The 18,682-nt window shown below is 67.1% G+C and carries 21 protein-coding genes and 1 tRNA gene; 16 read left to right on the top strand and 6 right to left on the bottom strand.

All coding sequences use genetic code 11. The annotated features are described in order from the left end of the window. Positions 1-2: 2 nt before the first annotated feature. Genes K3U93_RS23785 through K3U93_RS23775 form a run of 3 tightly spaced genes read left to right on the top strand, consistent with a single transcriptional unit; the run spans position 3 to position 2,027 of the window. Positions 3-680: an ABC transporter permease gene (locus K3U93_RS23785; RefSeq protein WP_071512914.1), complete on the top strand. Its 678-nt coding sequence runs from the start codon at positions 3-5 to the stop codon at positions 678-680. After that, positions 677-1,423 carry an ABC transporter permease gene (locus K3U93_RS23780; RefSeq protein ID WP_083010077.1) on the top strand — a complete coding sequence of 249 codons (747 nt, stop codon included), beginning with the start codon at positions 677-679 and terminating at the stop codon, positions 1,421-1,423. Before K3U93_RS23785 ends, K3U93_RS23780 begins: the two co-directional genes overlap by 4 nt. 4 nt (positions 1,424-1,427) lie before the next feature. Next, positions 1,428-2,027, top strand: a complete 600-nt coding sequence (locus K3U93_RS23775) for a putative glycolipid-binding domain-containing protein (protein ID WP_071512916.1) — start codon at positions 1,428-1,430, stop codon at positions 2,025-2,027. Here the strand turns inward: K3U93_RS23775 and K3U93_RS23770 are convergent. Next, positions 1,969-2,928 carry a prephenate dehydrogenase gene (locus K3U93_RS23770; RefSeq protein ID WP_071512917.1) on the bottom strand — a complete coding sequence of 320 codons (960 nt, stop codon included), beginning with the start codon at positions 2,926-2,928 and terminating at the stop codon, positions 1,969-1,971. The two genes, K3U93_RS23775 and K3U93_RS23770, sit on opposite strands and share 59 nt — an antisense overlap. A gap of 139 nt (positions 2,929-3,067) precedes the next feature. On the opposite strand from K3U93_RS23770, the gene K3U93_RS23765 reads away from it, so the two are divergent. From K3U93_RS23765 to K3U93_RS23745, 5 genes are all read left to right on the top strand, one after another. After that, a complete protein-coding gene (locus tag K3U93_RS23765; RefSeq protein WP_071512918.1) occupies positions 3,068-3,589 on the top strand; it encodes a tRNA adenosine deaminase-associated protein in 522 nt (173 codons plus the stop codon). A gap of 106 nt (positions 3,590-3,695) precedes the next feature. Next, positions 3,696-4,154: a nucleoside deaminase gene (locus tag K3U93_RS23760; protein ID WP_071513203.1), complete on the top strand. Its 459-nt coding sequence runs from the start codon at positions 3,696-3,698 to the stop codon at positions 4,152-4,154. A 29-nt stretch (positions 4,155-4,183) separates the two neighbouring features. Next, positions 4,184-4,273, top strand: a tRNA-Ser gene (locus K3U93_RS23755). A gap of 367 nt (positions 4,274-4,640) precedes the next feature. Continuing rightward, positions 4,641-5,663 carry a hypothetical protein gene (locus K3U93_RS23750; RefSeq protein WP_139796847.1) on the top strand — a complete coding sequence of 341 codons (1,023 nt, stop codon included), beginning with the start codon at positions 4,641-4,643 and terminating at the stop codon, positions 5,661-5,663. 66 nt (positions 5,664-5,729) lie between these two features. After that, positions 5,730-6,239: a nucleotidyl transferase AbiEii/AbiGii toxin family protein gene (locus K3U93_RS23745; RefSeq protein ID WP_083010080.1), complete on the top strand. Its 510-nt coding sequence runs from the start codon at positions 5,730-5,732 to the stop codon at positions 6,237-6,239. A 59-nt stretch (positions 6,240-6,298) separates the two neighbouring features. On the opposite strand, the gene K3U93_RS23740 is transcribed toward K3U93_RS23745, so the two are convergent. The 3 genes from K3U93_RS23740 to K3U93_RS23730 form a co-directional block, all read right to left on the bottom strand. Continuing rightward, entirely contained in the window at positions 6,299-7,456 is a 1,158-nt protein-coding gene (locus K3U93_RS23740; protein ID WP_083010081.1) for a cellulase family glycosylhydrolase, read from the bottom strand. Between the two features lie 304 nt (positions 7,457-7,760). Then, entirely contained in the window at positions 7,761-8,582 is an 822-nt protein-coding gene (locus tag K3U93_RS23735; protein ID WP_083010082.1) for a class I SAM-dependent methyltransferase, read from the bottom strand. Then, positions 8,579-9,049, bottom strand: a complete 471-nt coding sequence (locus K3U93_RS23730) for a GbsR/MarR family transcriptional regulator (protein WP_071512923.1) — start codon at positions 9,047-9,049, stop codon at positions 8,579-8,581. Before K3U93_RS23730 ends, K3U93_RS23735 begins: the two co-directional genes overlap by 4 nt. A gap of 209 nt (positions 9,050-9,258) precedes the next feature. Here K3U93_RS23730 and K3U93_RS23725 point away from each other — a divergent pair, with 209 nt between their 5' ends. Further along, positions 9,259-9,645, top strand: coding sequence for a DUF2237 family protein (locus K3U93_RS23725; RefSeq protein ID WP_071512924.1), 387 nt, complete (start codon positions 9,259-9,261; stop codon positions 9,643-9,645). On the opposite strand, the gene K3U93_RS23720 is transcribed toward K3U93_RS23725, so the two are convergent. Continuing rightward, on the bottom strand, positions 9,635-10,534 hold the full coding sequence (locus K3U93_RS23720; protein ID WP_083010083.1) for a helix-turn-helix domain-containing protein: 900 nt from the start codon (positions 10,532-10,534) through the stop codon (positions 9,635-9,637). The genes K3U93_RS23725 and K3U93_RS23720 overlap by 11 nt on opposite strands. A gap of 54 nt (positions 10,535-10,588) precedes the next feature. Here K3U93_RS23720 and K3U93_RS23715 point away from each other — a divergent pair, with 54 nt between their 5' ends. Genes K3U93_RS23715 through K3U93_RS23695 form a run of 5 tightly spaced genes read left to right on the top strand, consistent with a single transcriptional unit; the run spans position 10,589 to position 15,403 of the window. Beyond that, on the top strand, positions 10,589-11,869 hold the full coding sequence (locus K3U93_RS23715; protein WP_083010084.1) for a sulfotransferase family protein: 1,281 nt from the start codon (positions 10,589-10,591) through the stop codon (positions 11,867-11,869). A gap of 27 nt (positions 11,870-11,896) precedes the next feature. After that, positions 11,897-13,153: an MBL fold metallo-hydrolase gene (locus K3U93_RS23710; RefSeq protein ID WP_230981538.1), complete on the top strand. Its 1,257-nt coding sequence runs from the start codon at positions 11,897-11,899 to the stop codon at positions 13,151-13,153. Continuing rightward, positions 13,150-13,899: an SDR family NAD(P)-dependent oxidoreductase gene (locus K3U93_RS23705; RefSeq protein WP_083010085.1), complete on the top strand. Its 750-nt coding sequence runs from the start codon at positions 13,150-13,152 to the stop codon at positions 13,897-13,899. The genes K3U93_RS23710 and K3U93_RS23705 overlap by 4 nt, the downstream gene beginning before the upstream one ends. Before the next feature lie 20 nt (positions 13,900-13,919). Then, a complete protein-coding gene (locus K3U93_RS23700; RefSeq protein WP_083010086.1) occupies positions 13,920-14,420 on the top strand; it encodes a VOC family protein in 501 nt (166 codons plus the stop codon). Between the two features lie 11 nt (positions 14,421-14,431). After that, the gene (locus K3U93_RS23695) at positions 14,432-15,403 is read left to right on the top strand and encodes an LLM class flavin-dependent oxidoreductase (RefSeq protein ID WP_083010087.1); all 972 of its coding nucleotides are present in this window, start codon (positions 14,432-14,434) and stop codon (positions 15,401-15,403) included. A 13-nt stretch (positions 15,404-15,416) separates the two neighbouring features. Here the strand turns inward: K3U93_RS23695 and K3U93_RS23690 are convergent, their stop codons facing one another. After that, complete coding sequence (locus K3U93_RS23690; RefSeq protein WP_139796871.1) at positions 15,417-16,067, bottom strand: GntR family transcriptional regulator; 651 nt, start codon at positions 16,065-16,067, stop codon at positions 15,417-15,419. A gap of 69 nt (positions 16,068-16,136) precedes the next feature. Here K3U93_RS23690 and K3U93_RS23685 point away from each other — a divergent pair, with 69 nt between their 5' ends. Further along, entirely contained in the window at positions 16,137-17,504 is a 1,368-nt protein-coding gene (locus K3U93_RS23685; protein ID WP_083010089.1) for an LLM class flavin-dependent oxidoreductase, read from the top strand. Further along, a complete protein-coding gene (locus tag K3U93_RS23680) occupies positions 17,497-18,681 on the top strand; it encodes a CaiB/BaiF CoA transferase family protein (protein ID WP_083010090.1) in 1,185 nt (394 codons plus the stop codon). Before K3U93_RS23685 ends, K3U93_RS23680 begins: the two co-directional genes overlap by 8 nt. Position 18,682: the final 1 nt, after the last annotated feature.

The raw sequence follows: 18,682 nt of genomic DNA, 5'->3' as shown, positions 1-18,682 counted from the left end.
GGATGCACTACCTGCTCACCCACCTCGACGACGCCTGGGCGCTGACCGTGATCCACCTGCGGCTGTCGCTGGTGCCGGTGCTGATCGGGTCGGCGATCGCGGTGCCGCTGGGCGCGCTGGTGCAGCGCGCGCCGATTCCCCGACGGCTGACGACCGCAACCGCCGGCGTGGTGTTCACCATCCCGTCGCTGGCGCTGTTCGTGGTCTTGCCGATGATCATCGGCACCCGGATCCTCGACGAGGCCAACGTCATGGTGGCGCTGACGGCATATACCGCCGCGCTGCTGGTGCGCGCGGTGCTCGAGGCGCTGGACGCGGTGCCGGCGCAGGTGCGTGACGCCGCCACCGCAATCGGCTACCCGGCGATCAGACGGATGCTGAAAGTCGAACTGCCGCTTGCCATCCCGGTGTTGGTCGCCGGGCTGCGGGTGGTGGTGGTGACCAACATCGCGATGGTCTCGGTGGGTTCGGTGATCGGCATCGGCGGGCTGGGCACCTGGTTCACCGAGGGTTACCAGACCGACAAGAGCGATCAGATCGTCGCCGGCATCATCGCGCTGTTCCTGCTGGCGGTCGTCATCGATGCGCTCATCGTGCTCGCCGGCCGGCTGGCCACGCCCTGGGACCGCGCCCCACACCGCCGGTCGGTGGTGGCCCCGGTGGTAGGCGGCGCGCGATGAACTTCGTGCAACAGGCGATCTCCTACCTGCTGACCGCCGACAACTGGACCGGTCCCGTCGGGCTGGCCGCGCGCACCTTGGAGCATCTGGAGTACACCGCCATCGCGGTGGGCGCGTCGGCGCTGATCGCCGTTCCGGTCGGGCTGATCATCGGGCACACCGGCCGCGGCGCGCTCCTGGTGGTGGGCGCGGTCAACGGGCTGCGCGCGCTGCCGACGCTGGGCGTGCTGCTGCTGGGGGTGCTGCTGTTCGGGCTGGGCGCGGCGCCCCCGCTGGTTGCCCTGATGTTGCTGGGCGTCCCGTCGCTGCTGGCGGGCGCCTACGCGGGCGTCGCCAATGTCGATCCGACGGTGGTCGACGCCGCCCGTGCGATGGGCATGACGGAAGCCCAGGTGTTGCTGCGCGTCGAGGTGCCCAATGCGCTGCCGTTGATCCTGGGCGGGCTGCGCAACGCGACGCTGCAGGTGGTCGCCACCGCGACGGTGGCCGCCTACGCCAGCCTCGGCGGGCTGGGTCGATACCTGATCGACGGCATCAAAGAGCGCCAATTCCAGCTGGCGCTGGTCGGTGCGCTGACGGTGGCCGCGTTGGCGCTGATCCTCGACGGCCTGCTGGCGTTGGCGGTCAGGGTGTCGGTGCCGGGCACCGGCCGGTTACGCAAGGCCGTCGGTCGGTCAAACCATGTGACGCCAACTGCAGTTCCCGACAAACCTGCCGCGGCCGGTGAACACGTCCTACGGTAGAAGTGTGAACGCAGCCCCCTCCGATCCCACCCAGCGTGTATGGCCGGCGATGTTGACCTGGCGCGCGCAGGATGTCTCCCGCATGGAGTCGGTACGAATCCAATTGTCCGGCAAGCGAATCAAGGCCAACGGGCGCATCGTGGCGGCGGCCACCGCGACCAATCCGGCGTTCGGCGCCTATTACGACCTGCAGACGGACGAGGCGGGTGCCACCAAGCGCTTCGGGTTGACGGTCACGCTCGCCGAGCGCGAACGCCAGCTCGCCATTGCCCGCGACGAGGAAAACATGTGGCTGGTGACCGACCATCAGGGCGAGCGGCGGGCCGGATACAACGGCGCTCTGGACGTCGACGTGGTGTTCAGCCCGTTCTTCAATGCGCTGCCGATCCGGCGCCTCGGGCTACACGAACGGGCGGACTCGGTCACGCTGCCGATGGTCTACGTGAACGTGCCCGACATGTGCGTCACCGCGGCCACCGTGAGCTACAGCAGCGAGGGACGTCCTGAAGGCATCAAGCTGCGTTCCCCGGTGGCCGACACCACCGTCACCGTCGACGAAGACGGGTTCGTTGTGGACTATCCAAGCTTGGCAGAGCGGATCTGATCACCCCGCCCGCACGGCCCGCGGCGGCGAGTTCCTCGCGCCAGTTTTCCGCGCCGATGACGACGGTGAAGATGTCGGATCGGGGGAAGCTGTCGTAACGCGTTCGCGCGGCGTGGCCGGCCTCGATGAGGTCGGCCACCGAGTTGTGGCGGGCCAGCGACTCGCGCGCACGGCTCAGCAGCTCGATGACCCGGTCGACCGTCGGCAGCAGCTGCCCGGCGTTGCCCTCGCACATCGCCCTGACCAGGTCCGGGGCGGTGCCCGCCACCCGGGTGGCGTCGCGGAAAGACCCCGCGGCCAGCGCGAACGCCAGCGGCACTTCTCCGGCCGTGACGGCCAGCGCCTCGGCGAGCAGGTGCGGCAGATGGGAAATGGCGGCCGCCGCGGCGTCGTGCTCGTCGGATTTGGCCGGCACCACCAGCGCACCGCAGTCCAGCGCCAGCGTCATCACCATCGACCACACCTGGGGATCCACGTGGTCGTCCACGCCGACCACCCACGGAGCCCTGGTGAACAACCCGGCGTAGCTCGCGGCCCAACCCGAGTGCGCGGTGCCCGTCATCGGGTGACCGCCGACGAAGCGTTCCAGCAGACCGGCGGCGGCAACCTCGTCGAGCACCGCGCTTTTGACACTGGTGACGTCGGTGAGCGGGCAGTCGGGGGCCAGTTCGCTGATATGGGCGAGCATCCCCGCCAGTGCTGGCATCGGTACCGCCAGGACAATCAACGCGCCGATGTCGGCGGCGCGGGTCAGCGTCTCGGTGAGATCCGTCGTGGCGTCGAAGCCATCGGCGATGGCCGCCTGGGCGCCCTCCACCGACCGGTTGTAGCCGAACACGTCACGGCCGGCCGCCTTAGCGGCCCGCATTATCGAGCCGCCGATTAGGCCCAGCCCGAGCACGCACGCCGGTGTCTTGAAAACAGGGCTAGCCACAGTTCCAAGGTTGGCACAGTTTAGCGGCCGGCGGTGCGATCAGGTGCCTCGCGTCGAGTGGGCGCATCTGGTCAGGGGGCCTGGTCAGCGACTAGCGTAGGCGCCCATGGAAGCACAGCGGGCGTCTGCGCAGGGCCCGTCCGCGGACATACCGGACGGCTTCGGCGTTGCGGTCGTGCGCGAAGAGGGCCAATGGCGCTGTTCTGCCCTGGCCCCCAAGGCGCTGACGAGCCTGAAGGCCGCCGAGACGGAGCTGCGTGAACTGCGCAGCTCGGGCGCGGTCTTCGGGCTTCTCGACGTCGACGACGAATTCTTCGTCATCGTGCGGCCCGGACCGTCCGGGACCCGGCTGCTGCTTTCGGACGCCACCGCCGCGCTGGACTACGACATCGCTGCCGAGGTGCTGGACAACCTGGACGCCGACATCGATCCCGAGGACCTCGAGGACGCGGAACCCTTTGAGGAGGGCGACCTGGGGTTGCTGTCCGACATCGGGCTGCCCGAGGCGGTGTTGGGCGTCATCCTCGATGAGAGCGACCTGTACGCCGACGAGCAGCTGGGCCGCATTGCCCGGGAGATGGGCTTCGCCGACGAGCTGTCGGCGGTGATCGACCGCCTCGGTCGGTGACCGCAAGCGCGGCCGTGGCGATCGCAAGCGCGGCAGAGCCGGGCGCAGCGGGTCGCCACAAGTGACCGAGCCGGGCGAAGCGGGTCGCCGCCATCAGGCTCGGTCGGTGACCAGCGACGAAGACCTGATCCGTGCCGCACTGTCGGTCGCCGCGACGGCGGGCCCGCGCGACGTGCCGGTCGGTGCGGTGGTCATCGCCGCGGACGGGACCGAGCTGGCCCGGGCGGTGAATGCCCGTGAGGCCCTTGGCGATCCGACCGCGCACGCCGAAATCCTGGCGATCCGGGCGGCGGCCGGCGTGCTCGGCGACGGGTGGCGGCTGGAGGGGACCACGCTGGCGGTCACCGTCGAACCATGCACCATGTGCGCCGGTGCGCTGGTGCTGGCCCGCGTCGCCCGGCTGGTTTTCGGGGCATGGGAACCCAAGACGGGAGCGGTCGGGTCGCTGTGGGACGTGGTCCGCGACCGTCGGCTCAACCATCGCCCGGCCGTGCGCGGCGGTGTGCTCGCTCGCGAGTGCGCTGCGCCGCTGGAGGCGTTCTTCGCCCGCCAGCGATTGGGCTGAGCCCCAGCGGGTTCGGTAAGCTTTCCGGCGGTGGCGTGTCCGAGCGGCCTAAGGAGCACGCCTCGAAAGCGTGTGACGGCTAACACCGTCCGAGGGTTCAAATCCCTCCGCCACCGCCAGAGCTGTGTGGGTATTTGCACAGCGCTAAGTGTCAGTCTTCAGGTTTGCGGGGAGACCGCGTGAGCGCGTCTTGAGCACATTTCGCGTGAACAGTCGGCCTGCGTTGAAGAGGGCATCGATGAGGAACCGGCGTCGAGCTTTCGGCGGCGCGACTTGCGCTCGTTGGATGGCCTTAGGCCCAGTCGCATTGAGTTAGCTGAATCGCTGCTGCTGCCGTATGAAATCCTTATGCTCGTGTTCACTAATCAACAGGGTGGCCACTGTTTCTGCTGTTAGGAGCCTACGAGGTCACCCTATACTTCAACACATCCGCGTACTTCACTGTATGAGTGAAATATCCTATTTGAATGAAGTACAATCTTTGCTGTGCCATCAGCTGATCGAGCCGTAAACGCGTTGCGGGCCGTGTATCGTGGCGTGCTACGTGCGCGTCCGGTAAACGACCGCAGCCGCGATGTGATCGTTAACTTAGATGATGACGAGTTCCGCGTTCGATGGTTGCCCGCCGGCTGGCCGCAGCAAGTTGCCGAGGCCGTACACGATGATCTACGGCCCGACATATTGGTCGCCCCCTCGATGTCACCCGGCGCACGCAAGGCGGCGCGTGACGCCGGCGTCGGCTGGGTTGACGAGTCGGGTGCCGCCTTCATCCACCACCGGAACCCATCAACACGGACGACCATCTGGATCGAGACCGAGGGCACTCCGCCGGTGCCGCGTGACAGTCGCGTGGGCTGGCGCCCCGCGACCCTGGCCGTATGCGAGGCGCTGCTCGCCGACGTCGCTGTACCGACTGTCTCCTCGGTTGTGCAGGCCACCGGCATCTCGATGGGCAGCGCCGCGGAGGCGTTGAAGTTCCTTGAAAAGGAAGGGCACCTCGCCAGGGCCGAGGCCCGTGGCCCAGGGTCGGCTCGCCGGATTGTGGACCGCGATGAGCTCCTGGACGCCTATGCCATCGCCGCTGAGCGGTTGCGGTCACCGATCGCGCTGCGTGTGGGAGTTCTGTGGCGGCACCCAGTCGTCGACGCGATTGATTTCGGTCAGACCATGGCGAAGAACCACATCTCATGGGCCGCCACCGGCGCTCTCTCGGCGAGGGTGCTGGCGCCTGTGCAGACCGAAATCTCTCCCATGGAGGTTTACGTGCCGGGACGGGCGCCGAGCGATCTTCGCCACGCGGCCTACGCCGCCGGCCTACGCGAGATTGACGGTGGCCGCCTGTTGTTGCGCCCGTTTCCAACACCAGCCGGCGACAAGTTGACCAAAGGAAACGCCGATGGATTTCGGTCGATGCTGTGGCCGCGTGTTTACGCGGACCTGCGCACGACCGGCGTTCGCGGAGAAGACGCTGCTGAGCATCTGCGTCAGGAGATGACCAATGAGCGATGAAGAATCCGAACGGTCTCAAACGGCGCGTGGAAGCTCGCTGATTCGCCGACGGTCGTCAAATTCGAGATGCTCGCCGACCTCGGCAATCAACCGAACGAGGCCATCATCACGTTCGATGAACGCAATGAGCTCGGAGCCGTGAACCTGCGTGGCACGGGTTATGCAGCCCAAGACATCGCGATTCAGAAGATCAGCGCCAAAGACCACGGAACCCGGCGCGAGGCTGAAATCAACGTCACTGGACTGGCAGGCTTTCTGCTCGCCAAGATGGCCGCGGCGCATGGACGGCGTAAGGCAAAAGACTGGTATGACATCGCATTCGTACTGCTGAACAACGACCATGGCAGCCCCCGCGCGGCCGCGGAACGAGTGATCGAGGCCTTCGGCGAGTCAGTCATCAACACGATCCGCACCCAAGTGTTAGATCTCGAAGCCAACTTTGCCGCCGCCGATGCCCAAGGAACCGTCGCCTACGCCGACCAGATCACTTTGGACCACCCTGAAGTCGATAGGGTCACCGCTGAAGCTGACGCGCAGCTTGCCGTTACGGCATTCACCGAACGCCTCTTAAGGTAGGGTCCGAATCCTCCGCGCCACCGCCAAAATCCTTCAGCCGTTACGCAGCTAAAGGAATTTCATGTCGGCTGCCCGCCGCCCAGAGTCCGAATCGTCTGGATTTCGGTGTCCCGGTAGGGCCGTCCGTCGGGCAGTAGAAGGTCGTGGAACCACACCTTTGGTGGCGCCGTGTACGGGTGATCCCACGAATCCCACGGGAAGTAGGTCTGGGTTTTCCCTGCGACCAGACCCCAGTTGAAGGCACCGACGTTGTGCCGCTTCGCGACGGGCAGGATTCCCTCGACGGTGCTGCCCTGGGTCCGGGCCATGTACTCGGTGCAGATGATCGGCCGCCCCAGTGGGGCCAGCTCGGCGATCCGGGACTCAAAGCCCGCGGGCTCGGCATAGGAGTGGAAGGTGATCACGTCGGCGTTGCTCAGTTGGATATCACTGATTGGGCTTCGGCCCGCTTGTTCGCCCTGGTCACCGCCGCGCCACACGCCGCTCGTCAGCGGTTGACTGGGATCGACCGCGCGCGCCCACCGGAACACCTGGGGCAGCAGGTCGGCGACGCGCTCCAGCTTGTCTTTCCGCTCCACCTTGGCATAGACGCGCGCGGGGTTGTCGGGCTCGTTCCACAGGTCCCAACCCAAAACGCGGTTGTCGTTGCGGAATTGCGTCAAAACGCTTGTGACGTAATCCTGCAGCACACGGGTGTAGCGGGGGTCACCAAGGCGTTCGGCGCCGGGGCTCTGCACCCAGCCCGAGTTATGGACGCCCGGCCTCGGCGCGCGCTGCGGGCCCTGTCTGGGGAGTGGGTCCCAACAGGAGTCGAAGAAGACGAACAGCGGCTTGATGCCGTGGCCCGCCGCGATCCCGACGAACTGCGCGAGGCGGCTCTGGAAGCCCCGTGGGTCCTGAGCCCAGAGCTGGTCATGGAGGAAGACCCGCGCGCTGTTGAATCCGTGAAACCGCGCCCAGCCCAGCTCGGTATCGATGCGGCGGGGGTCGTAGGTGCCCGGCTGAAACATCTCAAGCTGGTTGATGGCATTTGCGGGAATGTAGTTCGCGCCGACGAGAAATCCTTGCGCCTGATACCAGCGGTTGACGCGGTCGGCCGACCACCGGGTTATCTCCCCCGAGGAGCGGGGCGGTCCCGCGGAGGCGCAAGGTGCATGGGCCAAAGCCGTACCCGCTGCCAGCAGCAGGGGTAGCTTCAGGGCCGTTCGACGGTGCACAAAATGACCATAAATTTCCCGGGGCCCTGTCCCCGGCATTTGCCTGGCGCGTCGCGCCAGCTTGGGGTGGGAATTGTTATCTCGTTGTCACCCGGCGGCATTCAGCGAGCTGGATCACGGTCAGACCGGGTTTGGTGCGCCCCTGGGGCGTAGGGGCGGATCAGTACGATAGGAGGCCGGTCCTCCCGCGGGGGACGATGTGGTTGGCCAGTGGCACGGTTCCGTCTGGAGTCGCTCGTCCGATCAGCTTGGTGGTCAACGACGTTGGCTTGCTCCCCGCCGCAGCCCATAGGCGTTGTATGCCTTAGAACGCGAAGCGGTTGAGCACGTCGTAATTCCGCATCGGCGTGGCGTTGACCAGCCGCCACAGCAGCCGCACCGGCGCCGAGGGGATGCGTTCGGAGAGCGCGCCCACGGGGGACCGCTCGAGGAAGCGTAGGCGCGGGTTCCATCGCTCGATGTCGCGGGCGTCACGGATGCCCCACTTGGTGATGCCCTTGGTGAGCACCTTGGACAGCCGCGGCCCCATCGGCGACACGGTGTCGAAGAGGAGCTCGCCACTGCCGAACCGATCCGTGAGGCGCCGCAGCAGCGTGCGCACCTCGGGCTCGGTGAGATACATGACCAGTCCCTCCGCGACCATCAGCGCCGGACGATCGGTGGGTACCTCGTCCAGCCACGCGTCATCGGTCACCGACGAGCCGATCACCCGGTAGCCGTCGCGGTCGTCGTAAAGCTTGCGCCGCAACGCGATCACGTTCGGTTGATCGACGTCGAACCACTGCGCGGTGTCCGGTGGACGCAGCCGGAACGCGCGGGTGTCCATGCCGCACCCGAGATGTAGCACGACGGCGTTCGGGTGACGGCGCAGGAAGTCGGCGCTCCAGTCGTCGAGCTGTTTGGCGCGCATGGTGACCAGGTACTGATTGGACCCGGGCCGCATGGCGCGGCGCATGCGAACCCAGTCGTATTCGATGCGGTCCACCGCCTCGGCGGCCGCCGTGTCTCCGAGAATCGGTGTCGGTGAACGGCTTTCGTATGCCCGCAGGTACAGCGTGCACAGGTTCGTCCATTCCACCGAGCCCCACCGCACGTCGGTGAAGTCGACCTTGTCCGTCGAAGTCATGACTGTCTCCTTGCCGCCCGATACTCGGTCCACATCCGCGTGAGCTGGTCGCGGTAGGCCTGGGTGCAGAACTCGCAGAAATCGCGGAAGTCCTCGACACGCTCCCGCTGTTCGGCGCGGTCCTCGCCCAGCACCGACAGAGCGAACTCGGCGGGCTCGATCCCCAGCCGCATCAGCGACAGCTGCGTTTCCAGAACGCTGGTGAACCCGCCCGACCTGACCCGGTAGAGGTGTTGACGGTTCGGGCTCGGCAACCGCTCCACCATGCCGCCTTCCAGCAGCTGCCGGGCAACGGTACTGATTGACGCCTTGCTCACCGATAACGCGTCGGCCAGCTGCGTCAACGACTGCTGCGGCGGATCGCAGATCAGTAGCCACCCATACACGCGGCCCATGGTGCGGGTGGCGCCGAGGAGCTCAAAGAACAGCCCCAGGCGGTCGACGAACTCGGCCTCCTCCGGCGACATGAGCCCCCTTTGAGTAGTCCGTTCAGTACAAACTGAACGTACTTTACCTAATCTGGAAAGCTCGCGGAATAGGGCCGGTAGGTTTTAGTTGGCTGTGCGTTGTGCTGCCACGCGGACGCTGCGGAACTGATAGCCGGCAGCAAATTTGCCGCGATGCGAATTCGCGAAGTCCCTTCTAACTTCGTGCCGAGGGGCGCGATACTAAACGCGTGCCCGATCGCAACGTGCTGGGTGGCCCGCTGGAACCGTGCGGCACGGACCCCCTCACTGGCTACTATCGCGACGGTTGCTGCTCGAGTGGGCCCGAGGACCTCGGCCGGCACACCGTGTGCGCCGTGATGACCGCTGAGTTCCTGGAACACCAGCGTTCCATTGGTAACGACTTGTTGACGCCGGTTCCCGAGTACCGGTTTCCCGGCCTGTTACCCGGCGACCGCTGGTGCGTCACCGCGCTGAACTGGCTTCGGGCCCACCACGACGGTTGCGCCGCACCCGTGGTGTTGGCATGCACCCACGAGCGCACCCTCGAGGTGGTGCCCCTCGAGGCGCTTCTGGAACATAAAATCGACGTTCCCGACGACCTGGCTAACTTGTAGAGCTCGCGAGCTGCGCCTCGATCCGTCGTGCCGCGGCTCGCGCCTGCTCGCCCAGCCGCTCGATCTCGTCGGCGGCAAGGGTGGCGAACGGCGCGGCGCTGATCGACATCGAGACGACGCCGTCCTCGTCGAGGATCGGCGCGGAAACGGTGGCGATGCTGTGCGTGCCGTCCTCGGTCAGCTCCGCGCGCAGGACGTCGATCACGGTGAGGTCGGCGAGCGCGCGTGCGAGCCGCGCGGTGATGGCGTCGGGTTCCGTTTCTCCCCCGAGCGCCCGCAGCGCCGTGTAGACCTGAATGTATTCGCGGCTGAGCCGCTCGATGGCGTATCCACGTTCTCGGATCTCGTTGATTACCAAGCCGATTCGCCGGGATAGCGCGGCGGACGGCTTGCCGATGCCCTCCAGCCAGGCCCGCTGGGCGCTGACGGCGCTCCACGCGATGTAATCGCGGCCGAACGGCGCGACCAGCGGCATGCGCAGTCCGCGGTCGATTCGCATTCCGGACGCGGACTCGCCGGCGCTGTCGACGACGACGATCGTGTTGGCATCGCGGCGTGCCAAAAAGACCTGCGTCGCCGTGGATTCGGCGAGCTGCCGAAGTATTCCGTGAAAGATTCGGTCGCTGGCCGGATTGGCCAACGACGCGATGCCCGGTCCCCAGCAGTACGCGGCCGTCGCGACGTCGCGCACCACCCAGTGATGGGCGACCAGCGTCGTCAGGATCGCGTGACCGGTGGCCCGGCTGATTCCCAGCTCGCGGGTGATCTCCGCGAGGGAGAACGCGCGCGCGGGATGTGACCCGAGCAGCCGCATGATCGCGACCACGCGTTCCGTCGGTGGGGAAGTGGCTTGACGAGGGGTCTCGAGCGGGTCTAGCGTCTGTGTCACATTTCGAACACTACGTCGAATATTCGACACAGTAAATGTCGAGGAGGCGGTCGCGTGGGTTCTGCGGGCCCCGGCCTTACCGACGTGGACGACATCGACTTCGACGATCTGACATCACCCAGGCTGACCGACGTCCAGCGGCAAATTCTGGAATTCACCGAGGCCAAGCGCGTCGACCTCGACGTCGATCGGATGCTCGCCGAGGCGATCGAGCAGGCCGGTGTGGACGACCTCGACGACACCGACGGCTTCGGTGACCGGCTGGCCGCGCACGTCGCGGCGATCGAGGCCGACACGGGGCTGACCCAGCTCACCCGCTCCTCGCTGCGGCAACGCGTGATTCGCGTGCTGCGCAACCGGTTATCGTTGACCGAGCTCATCAAGCGATACCCCGAAATCGAGTCGATCCCGATCGAGGCGCCTTTCGTCGTCGTCGGGATGCCGCGGTCGGGCACCACCCATCTGGTGAATCTCATTGCCGCCGACCCGCGCCGGCGGGCGCTGCCGTACTGGGAGAGCCAGGAGCCGATACCCGCCCGCGGAGAGGGGCCCGGCATCCTCGGGGTCGACCCGCGCTACGCGCGAGCCAAGTCCGAGCACGACGCGCTCATGGCCAGCGCCCCCGTGGTGGCCGCCATGCACGACCGCTTCCCGGAGGCGATCGAGGAGGAAGTCGAGCTCCTTGACCTCGACCTGGCCGCCTACGTGCTGGAATGGCATGCGCGCGTGCCCGATTGGCGTGACTACTACTTGGGCCTGGACCAAACCCGGCACTACGCCTACATGAGAAAAGTGTTGCAGGCGTTGACATTCCTGCGCGGCCCGAGGACCTGGGTCCTGAAGAGTCCGCAGCACTGTGAGCAGCTCGGCCCGCTGATGGCGACCTTCCCCGACGCGACGGTGGCGTTCACGCACCGCGACCCCGTCGCGGTGATCCAGTCGGCGATCACGATGATGGCCTACTCCGATCGGCTGCGCCGGACAAGCATCGAACCCGGCTGGCTGCTGGACTACTGGAGCGACCGCGTGCGCCGGCTGCTCAGCGCCTGCGTGCGCGACCGCGATCTGGTTCCGGCCGAACGCAGCATCGACATCGGCTTTCACCACCTCAATGGCAACGAAATGCCTTGGTTGGAAAAGCTTTACGAGGTCGGCGGGGTCGAACTGACACCGAAGGTGCGCAAACGCTTCCAGCAATACCTGGACGGCAATCCGCGCGGCAAGCACGGCCGCATCCGCTACGACCTGCGACGGCACTTCGGCATCTCGGCCGGCGAACTGCGCGGGCGGTTCGACTTCTACTTCGACAGGTTCGACGTCCGCCCCGAGACCTAGCCCACCCGAACGGAAGAGACGTCAGCGATGACCACCGACGCGCAACGATTCGAACCGGTCTATCGGAGCAGGCCGGGCGCCGACGCCATGCGCCCGGCGGCCGCCGAGAAGGCCGAGCCGATCGCCCCGGGGCTCTGGTGCTCGCCGGGCCTGTCGAATGCCTACCTGCTGACCACCGACGAGGGCCGGGTGATCGTCAACACCGGCATGGGCTTCGAGGGCCCGGTGCATCGCGCCAACTTCGACGCCGTCGACACCTCACCGGTGTGCTACATCATCTTCACGCAGGGCCACGTGGACCACGTCGGCGGCCTGGACAGCGTGCGCGACCCCGATACCACGGTTGTCGCACAAGCGAACTGGACCACCTGGCGGGACGACAACGAACGCCTCATCCCGTACCGAGCCGCCCGCAGCGCGTTCGCCTTCAAAGACACCCTGGCGACGGGAATCCACGCCATTCAGCGGCGCCTGGGCACCACGCGGCTCCCCGGCCAGAGCGTTCCCGTCGTCGACGTCGACTTCGAGGACACCCTGGCCCTGGAGGTTGGCGGCCGGCGGATGGAGCTGATCTCGGTGCCCGGCGGCGAGACCACCGATTCGCTGGTGGTGTGGCTGCCCGACGAGCGAATCTGCCTGTGCGGAAACACCTTCGGCCCGTTGTTCGGGCACATTCCCAACCTTGTCACCATCCGCGGCGACCGGTACCGGGACGCCTTGACGGCCATCGCGTCGGTGGAGCGGGTGCGCGATCTGCGGCCCGAGCTCCTGGTGACCGGCCATTTCGACCCGATCGCGGGCGCCGACCGCATCGATGCCGAGTTGACCCGGCTGCGCAACGCGATCCAGTACATCCACGACGAGACGGTGGCCGGCATGAACGCCGGCAAGGACGTCCGGACCCTGATGCGCGAGATCGCCTTGCCACCCGAATACGACGTGGGGCAGGGGTATGGAAAGGTCGCCTGGGACGTGCGGGCCATCTGGGAGAACTACTCGGGCTGGTTCCACCACCGGTCGACCACCGAGCTCTATCCGGTCGGATTCGACGCCGTCGCCGCCGACGTGGTCGAGCTGGCCGGCGCCGACGCGCTGGTGGACCGGGCGCGGGCGCACCTGGACGCGGGCCGCCCAGTGCAGGCCATCCACCTTGCCGAGCTCGTTCCCCGCGACCATACGGGGGCGCGCGACGTGCTGACGCAGGCCCATGAAAGGCTGCTGGCAGGCAGCACCAACTTCTGGGAAAGCGCCTGGCTGCGGCGCCAACTAGCGAGGAACGCATGACGGCGCGAGCCAGCTTCGATTTCACCGGGACCGCGGCGCTGATCACCGGCGGCACCAGCGGGATCGGGCATGCCATCGCGACGCTGTTCCGGGATGCCGGCGCCGAGGTCACCATCACCGGAACCAAACCGGCCGCAAAAGATTACGACGCCGACCTGTCCGGCATGGACTATCACCGGTTACAGATCACCGACCACACATCGGTGGACGCGTTGGCGGCAAGTTTCACCCGCCTCGACGTGCTGGTGAACAACGCCGGCGCGAATTTCCCCGGGGGCCTTGACGAGTCGAAGCCCGAGGGATTCGAGGCGTCGGTCGCGCTCAACCTCACGGGACCGTACCGGTTGACGGTCGGTCTCTATCGCGCATTGAAATCGTCGACCGCGCCCGGCGGTGCCAGCGTGGTGAATCTGGCATCGATGTCCGCGCTGCGAGCCGTCCCGCTGGTCCCCGGGTACGGCGCGGCGAAGGCCGGGATCGTCTGTCTGACAAGAAACCTCGCCGTCAAGTGGGCGGGCAAGGGCATCCGGGTGAACGCGGTCGCGCCGGGGACGATCGACACCCCGATGACCGCGCCCATGCACGGCGCGGCCGAACTGGTGGAATCCGAGTTGGCTCACATTCCCTTGCGCCGCTTCGGATCCGCGAGCGAGATCGCGCCGACCGTCGCCTTCTTGTGCACCGAGCACAGCAGCTACACCAGCGGTGCGGTCTTCGTCGTCGACGGCGCGTCGGACTGCATCTGAGATCGCAAAGGACATTGACCATGGCATCGCTTGTTTCGGGGGCACTACGACCCGAGGACTTCTACCACACCGGCATCGTCGTGCCCGACCTCGACGCCGCGATGGCCCGCCTGAGCGCGCTGGCCGGCTACCGGTGGATCACCCCGATGAGCTATACCCTGCCGTTCCGCACCGCGACCGGAACCCGCGAGCTGACCTCGACGTTCGTCTACTCCCTGCAGGCCCCGCACGTCGAACTGATCCAGGAGGTGCCCGAAAGCCCGTGGACGGCGGCGCCCGGCAACTCCATCCATCACCTCGGCTACTTCACCGACAACCTCGCCGACACCGCCCGGGCGCTCGAGGACAACGGCTTCGCGTTCGAGGCCACCGCCGACGTCGCACAGTCTTCTCCTAAATCGGATCTCGCGCTGTTCGCCTACTACATCGACGCGTTCGGCACCCGCATCGAGATCGTCGACCGCGCCCTGTTTCCGGACTTTCCCGCGTTCCTCAAGTCGGCGGCGCCGACCGAAACCTGACGGAGCCGAACATGTTACTGACGGTGCTGCGCTTCAACTTCGCCTCCCCACATGGCGAGCCCCGCACGCAGGGCGAGTTGATCCGTGCCGCACTCGAGCTGGCGCAGTGGGGCGAGTCCCACGGCATCACCTCGATCAGCGTCGACGAGCATCACGCCACCGGGCACGGGTGGAGCTGCAACCCGATCATGGCCGCGGCGATGTTCCTGGCCCGGACCTCGACGCTGATCGCTAGCGTGGACTGCGCGCTCGGGCCGCTGTGGAATCCGGTCCGGCTCGCCGAAGACATCGCGCTGGTGGACAACATGAGCCGCGGGCGGCTGCACACCACGGTGGGCCTGGGCTACCGCACGGTCGAATACGACTCGCTGGGAATCGATTTCGGCCGGCGCGGCGCGCTGATGGACGCTCTCGTCGAGCGGATGCTGTCGGTGTGGTCGGGCACCGATTCGGGGGCGGGGGTCTGCACCGGCACATGGACCCGGCCGCACCCGCCGCTGTACGTCGGCGGCGGCGCGCGCGCCACGGCGCGGCGCGCGGCGCGTTTCGGGCTTCCGCTGAGCCTGGCCGATCACCTGCCCGACATCGCCGCCTACTATCGCGAGTTGTGTTCCGGCGCCGGCATCAAGCCGCTCATCCTCATGCCCGGGCCGGTCAATCGCGGGATGATCTTCCTGCACGAGGACCCCGACCGGGCGTGGGCCGAACTCGGTGAGCACATCCTTTGGGAGGCAGTCACTTACGGCGAATGGTCAACCGACCAACGTTCGCTGATGCACCTGCCCGGGGTCCGGACCCTGGACGAGGTCAAAGCCTCGGGCCGATACCGGTTCCTGACCCCGGACCAACTCATCGCCGAAGTCCGCGACGCCGACAACTACGGGCCGCTCGTCATGCATCCCCTGGTCGGCGGCATGCCCGTCGACGAGGCGTGGAAGTCGGTCCAGCTGCTCACCGACAAGGTCCTGCCCGCGCTGAGCTGATTGGACGCGCGCCTCAAGCGGTGCGAAGTTGCTGCAGCCACTCCGCGAGCGAGCGCCCGGCGTCCAGGACATGTCGCTCGGCGATCGCGCGGGCCCGCTCGGCGTCTTTGTCGCCGAGCGCATCGAGCAACTCTTGATGCTCATCGAGCGAATGCTTCTCGTGCTCGGGGAACAGGGTGAGGAAGTTGCTCGGCACCACGCGGGCCGCCTGTTTGATCTGGGTCGACAGCCGTGGGGAGTGCGCGGCGCGATGGATCCCCTGGTGGAAATGCCAGTTTGCCTCGCCGATGCTGTCGTCGCCGGATCGCGCCGCGACATCGGCGGCGAGGGCGCGCAGCATGTCGAGCTCGTCCGGGCCGATGCGTTCGGCCGCCCACGCCGCGGCCTGTCCGGTCAGCACGCCGAGAATCGTGAAGCTGTCCAGCACATCCTCGGGGCTGATGCCGATCACGGTCACGCCACTTCTCGGGGCGACCCGAACCAGGCCTTCGAACGAAAGCTCGAGCAACGCCTCGCGCACCGGGGTCCGGCTGGTGGCGAATTCCGCGGTGATGGCGTCCAGGTCGACCCGTGATCCGGCGGGCAGCGCGCCGGTGAGGATGCGGTCCCTGAGTTCCCGCGCGGCGCGTTCCCGCACGGTTCCGGAGATGTCGATCGCAGACATTGAAGCCATCCGACCACCGTATCAAATAAAGCATTTGAAATCTGATATATCAGATGTTAGATTTTGCGGATGGGAGATCGGCGAACCGACAAGATGGCGCTCGTCGCATTCATGCAGGCGGGCAGCACTTCTGTGTACGCGGGGTCGTGGCGGCATCCCGCGACCGAACACCGCTACCTCGATGCCTCCTACTACGCCAAGATCGGCCGGCAGCTCGAAGAGGGCTGCTTCGACCTGATGTTCTTCGACGATCGCCTGGCGATGCCGGGCGTCTACGGCGGATCGGTGTCGGAGGCGGTGGCCTACGGCGCCCGCCCGGTCAAGCTGGACCTCGGCGTGGTGCTCGGGGTGCTGGCCCAGGCCACCTCGCGGATCGGGCTGGGGGCCACCTACTCGACGACTTACTACGCGCCCTTCCACGTCGCCAGAACCTTCGCCACGCTGGACCACCTTTCCGGGGGCCGGGCGGCCTGGAACGTGGTCACCTCCGTCAACGACAGCGAGGCGCAGAACTTCGGCGTGGACGCCCACCTGGGGCACGACGAACGCTACGACCGCGCCGACGAGTTCATGGACGTGGTCACCGGCCTGTGGGACACGTGGGAGGACGACGCGATCCTGCATGACCGGGCGTCCGGTCGCTACGCCGACCCCGCCAAGGTGCACGAGCTGGGACACGCCGGCCGGTACTTTTCGGCGCGCGGGCCGCTGACCGTGCCGCGTACCCCGCAGGGCCGCCCCGTCATCATCCAGGCCGGGTCTTCGGGCCGCGGACGCGAATTCGCCTCGCGCTGGGCCGAATTGATCTTCACCGGGGACCCCGGGATCGAAATTGCGCGCAGCCACTACGCCGACCAAAAAGACCGCATCGCCGATGCGGGACGCGATCCCGCCGCGGTGCGGATCTGCCCGATGGCCTACGCGGTGGTGGGCGAGTCCGAGGCCCACGCCAAGGACCGCGAAGCCTTGTTTCTCAACGAGCTGGTGCACCCCATGGCGTCGCTGACCCTGCTGTCGGAGCTGATGAATTACGACTTCGCCCAACACGATCTCGACGATCCCGTCACCGACGAGCTCATCGCGTCGGCCTCCGGCATTCGCGGGCTGGTGCAGAACCTGCGCACGCATATCGGTGGGGACACTGTCACCGTGCGCGATCTGGCCGGTCATCGCGCGACCCTGCTGCAGGGGCCCCGTTTCGTCGGCACCGGAGAGCAGGTCGCCGAACAGATGGCGGACTGGTTCCACAGCGGTGCCTGTGACGGTTTCGTGCTGGCCGCAACGCATTTGCCCGGCGCGTTCGAGGACGTCGTCCGCATGGTGGTCCCCGAACTGCAACGACGCGGGCTGTTCCGCACCGAATACGAGTCGGCGACACTACGGGGACACCTTGGGCTGCAACGACCTTCGAACGCACGCGTCGGGGCCCATGCTTGACGGGCTGCGGGTGCTCGACCTCGCGACGCTGGCGGCCGCTCCGCTGGTCGCGACGTACCTGGGGGAGTTCGGCGCCGACGTGATCAAGGTCGAAGAACCCCGGCACGGCGACCCGATTCGCGCGTGGGGTAACCAGCGCGACGGCGTCGGGCTGATGTGGAAGTCCATCTCGCGCAACAAGCGATCGATCACGTTGGATCTGCGCTGTGCGGAAGGTCAGGCGCTGGTGCGCCGCCTGGTCGAGCGCGCCGACGTCGCCATCTTCAACACCCGGCCGCAGACGTTGCGCAAGTGGGGCTTGGACTACGAGAGCCTGCGGGCGGTCAACGACCGGATCGTGATGCTGCACATCACGGGTTACGGGTTGACCGGGCCGAAGAGCGAGCGCCCGGGCTTCGGCACGCTCGGGGAAGCGATGAGCGGGTTCGCCCATATCACCGGTCAGGCCGGCGGACCGCCGACGCTGCCGCCGTTCATGCTGGCCGACGGCGTCGCATCGCTGAACGCCGCGTACGCGGTGATGATGGCGCTCTACCACCGCGACGTCCACGGCGGACCGGGGCAACTGATCGACGTTAACCTCATCGACCCGCTGGCCCGGCTGCTGGAGCAGACGCTGCTGGGCTACGACCAATTGGGATTGGTGCCGGAACGGGACGGCAACCGATGGGACATTTCCGCCCCCCGCAACACCTACCGCACCGCGGACGGAAGGTGGCTGGCCATGTCCGGCAGCTCACCGGCGTTGGCGCTACGGGTGTTCCGCGCGATAGGCCGCGACGACCTCCTGCGGGACGCCGACTTCCTGGACCCGCAGCGGCGGCTGGCGCGGGCCCGCGACGTCGACGCCGCGGTCGCGGATTGGGTTGCCGGCAAGACGCTTTCGGAGGCGATGGCGGTCTTCGAAGCTCACGAGGTGGCCGCGGCGCCGGTCTATGACATCAGCGATCTGGTCGGCGACGAGCAGCTCGCGCATCGCGGGGTGTTCGTCTCGGTCGACGACCAACAACTCGGGCCCATGACCGTGCAGGCCCCGGTGCCGCGCTTCTCCTCGGCAGCCGGGACGGTCGACCGTTTGGGTCCCCGCCTCGGTGAACACAACGCCGAGGTCTATGGCGATTTACTCGGTTTGGCCGCCAACGAGATTGATGACCTGCGCGCCCGGGGCGTGCTGTAGC

The organism is Mycobacterium malmoense, from assembly GCF_019645855.1.
Lineage (GTDB): Bacteria > Actinomycetota > Actinomycetes > Mycobacteriales > Mycobacteriaceae > Mycobacterium > Mycobacterium malmoense.
This window is presented reverse-complemented; position numbering and strand designations above follow the sequence as displayed.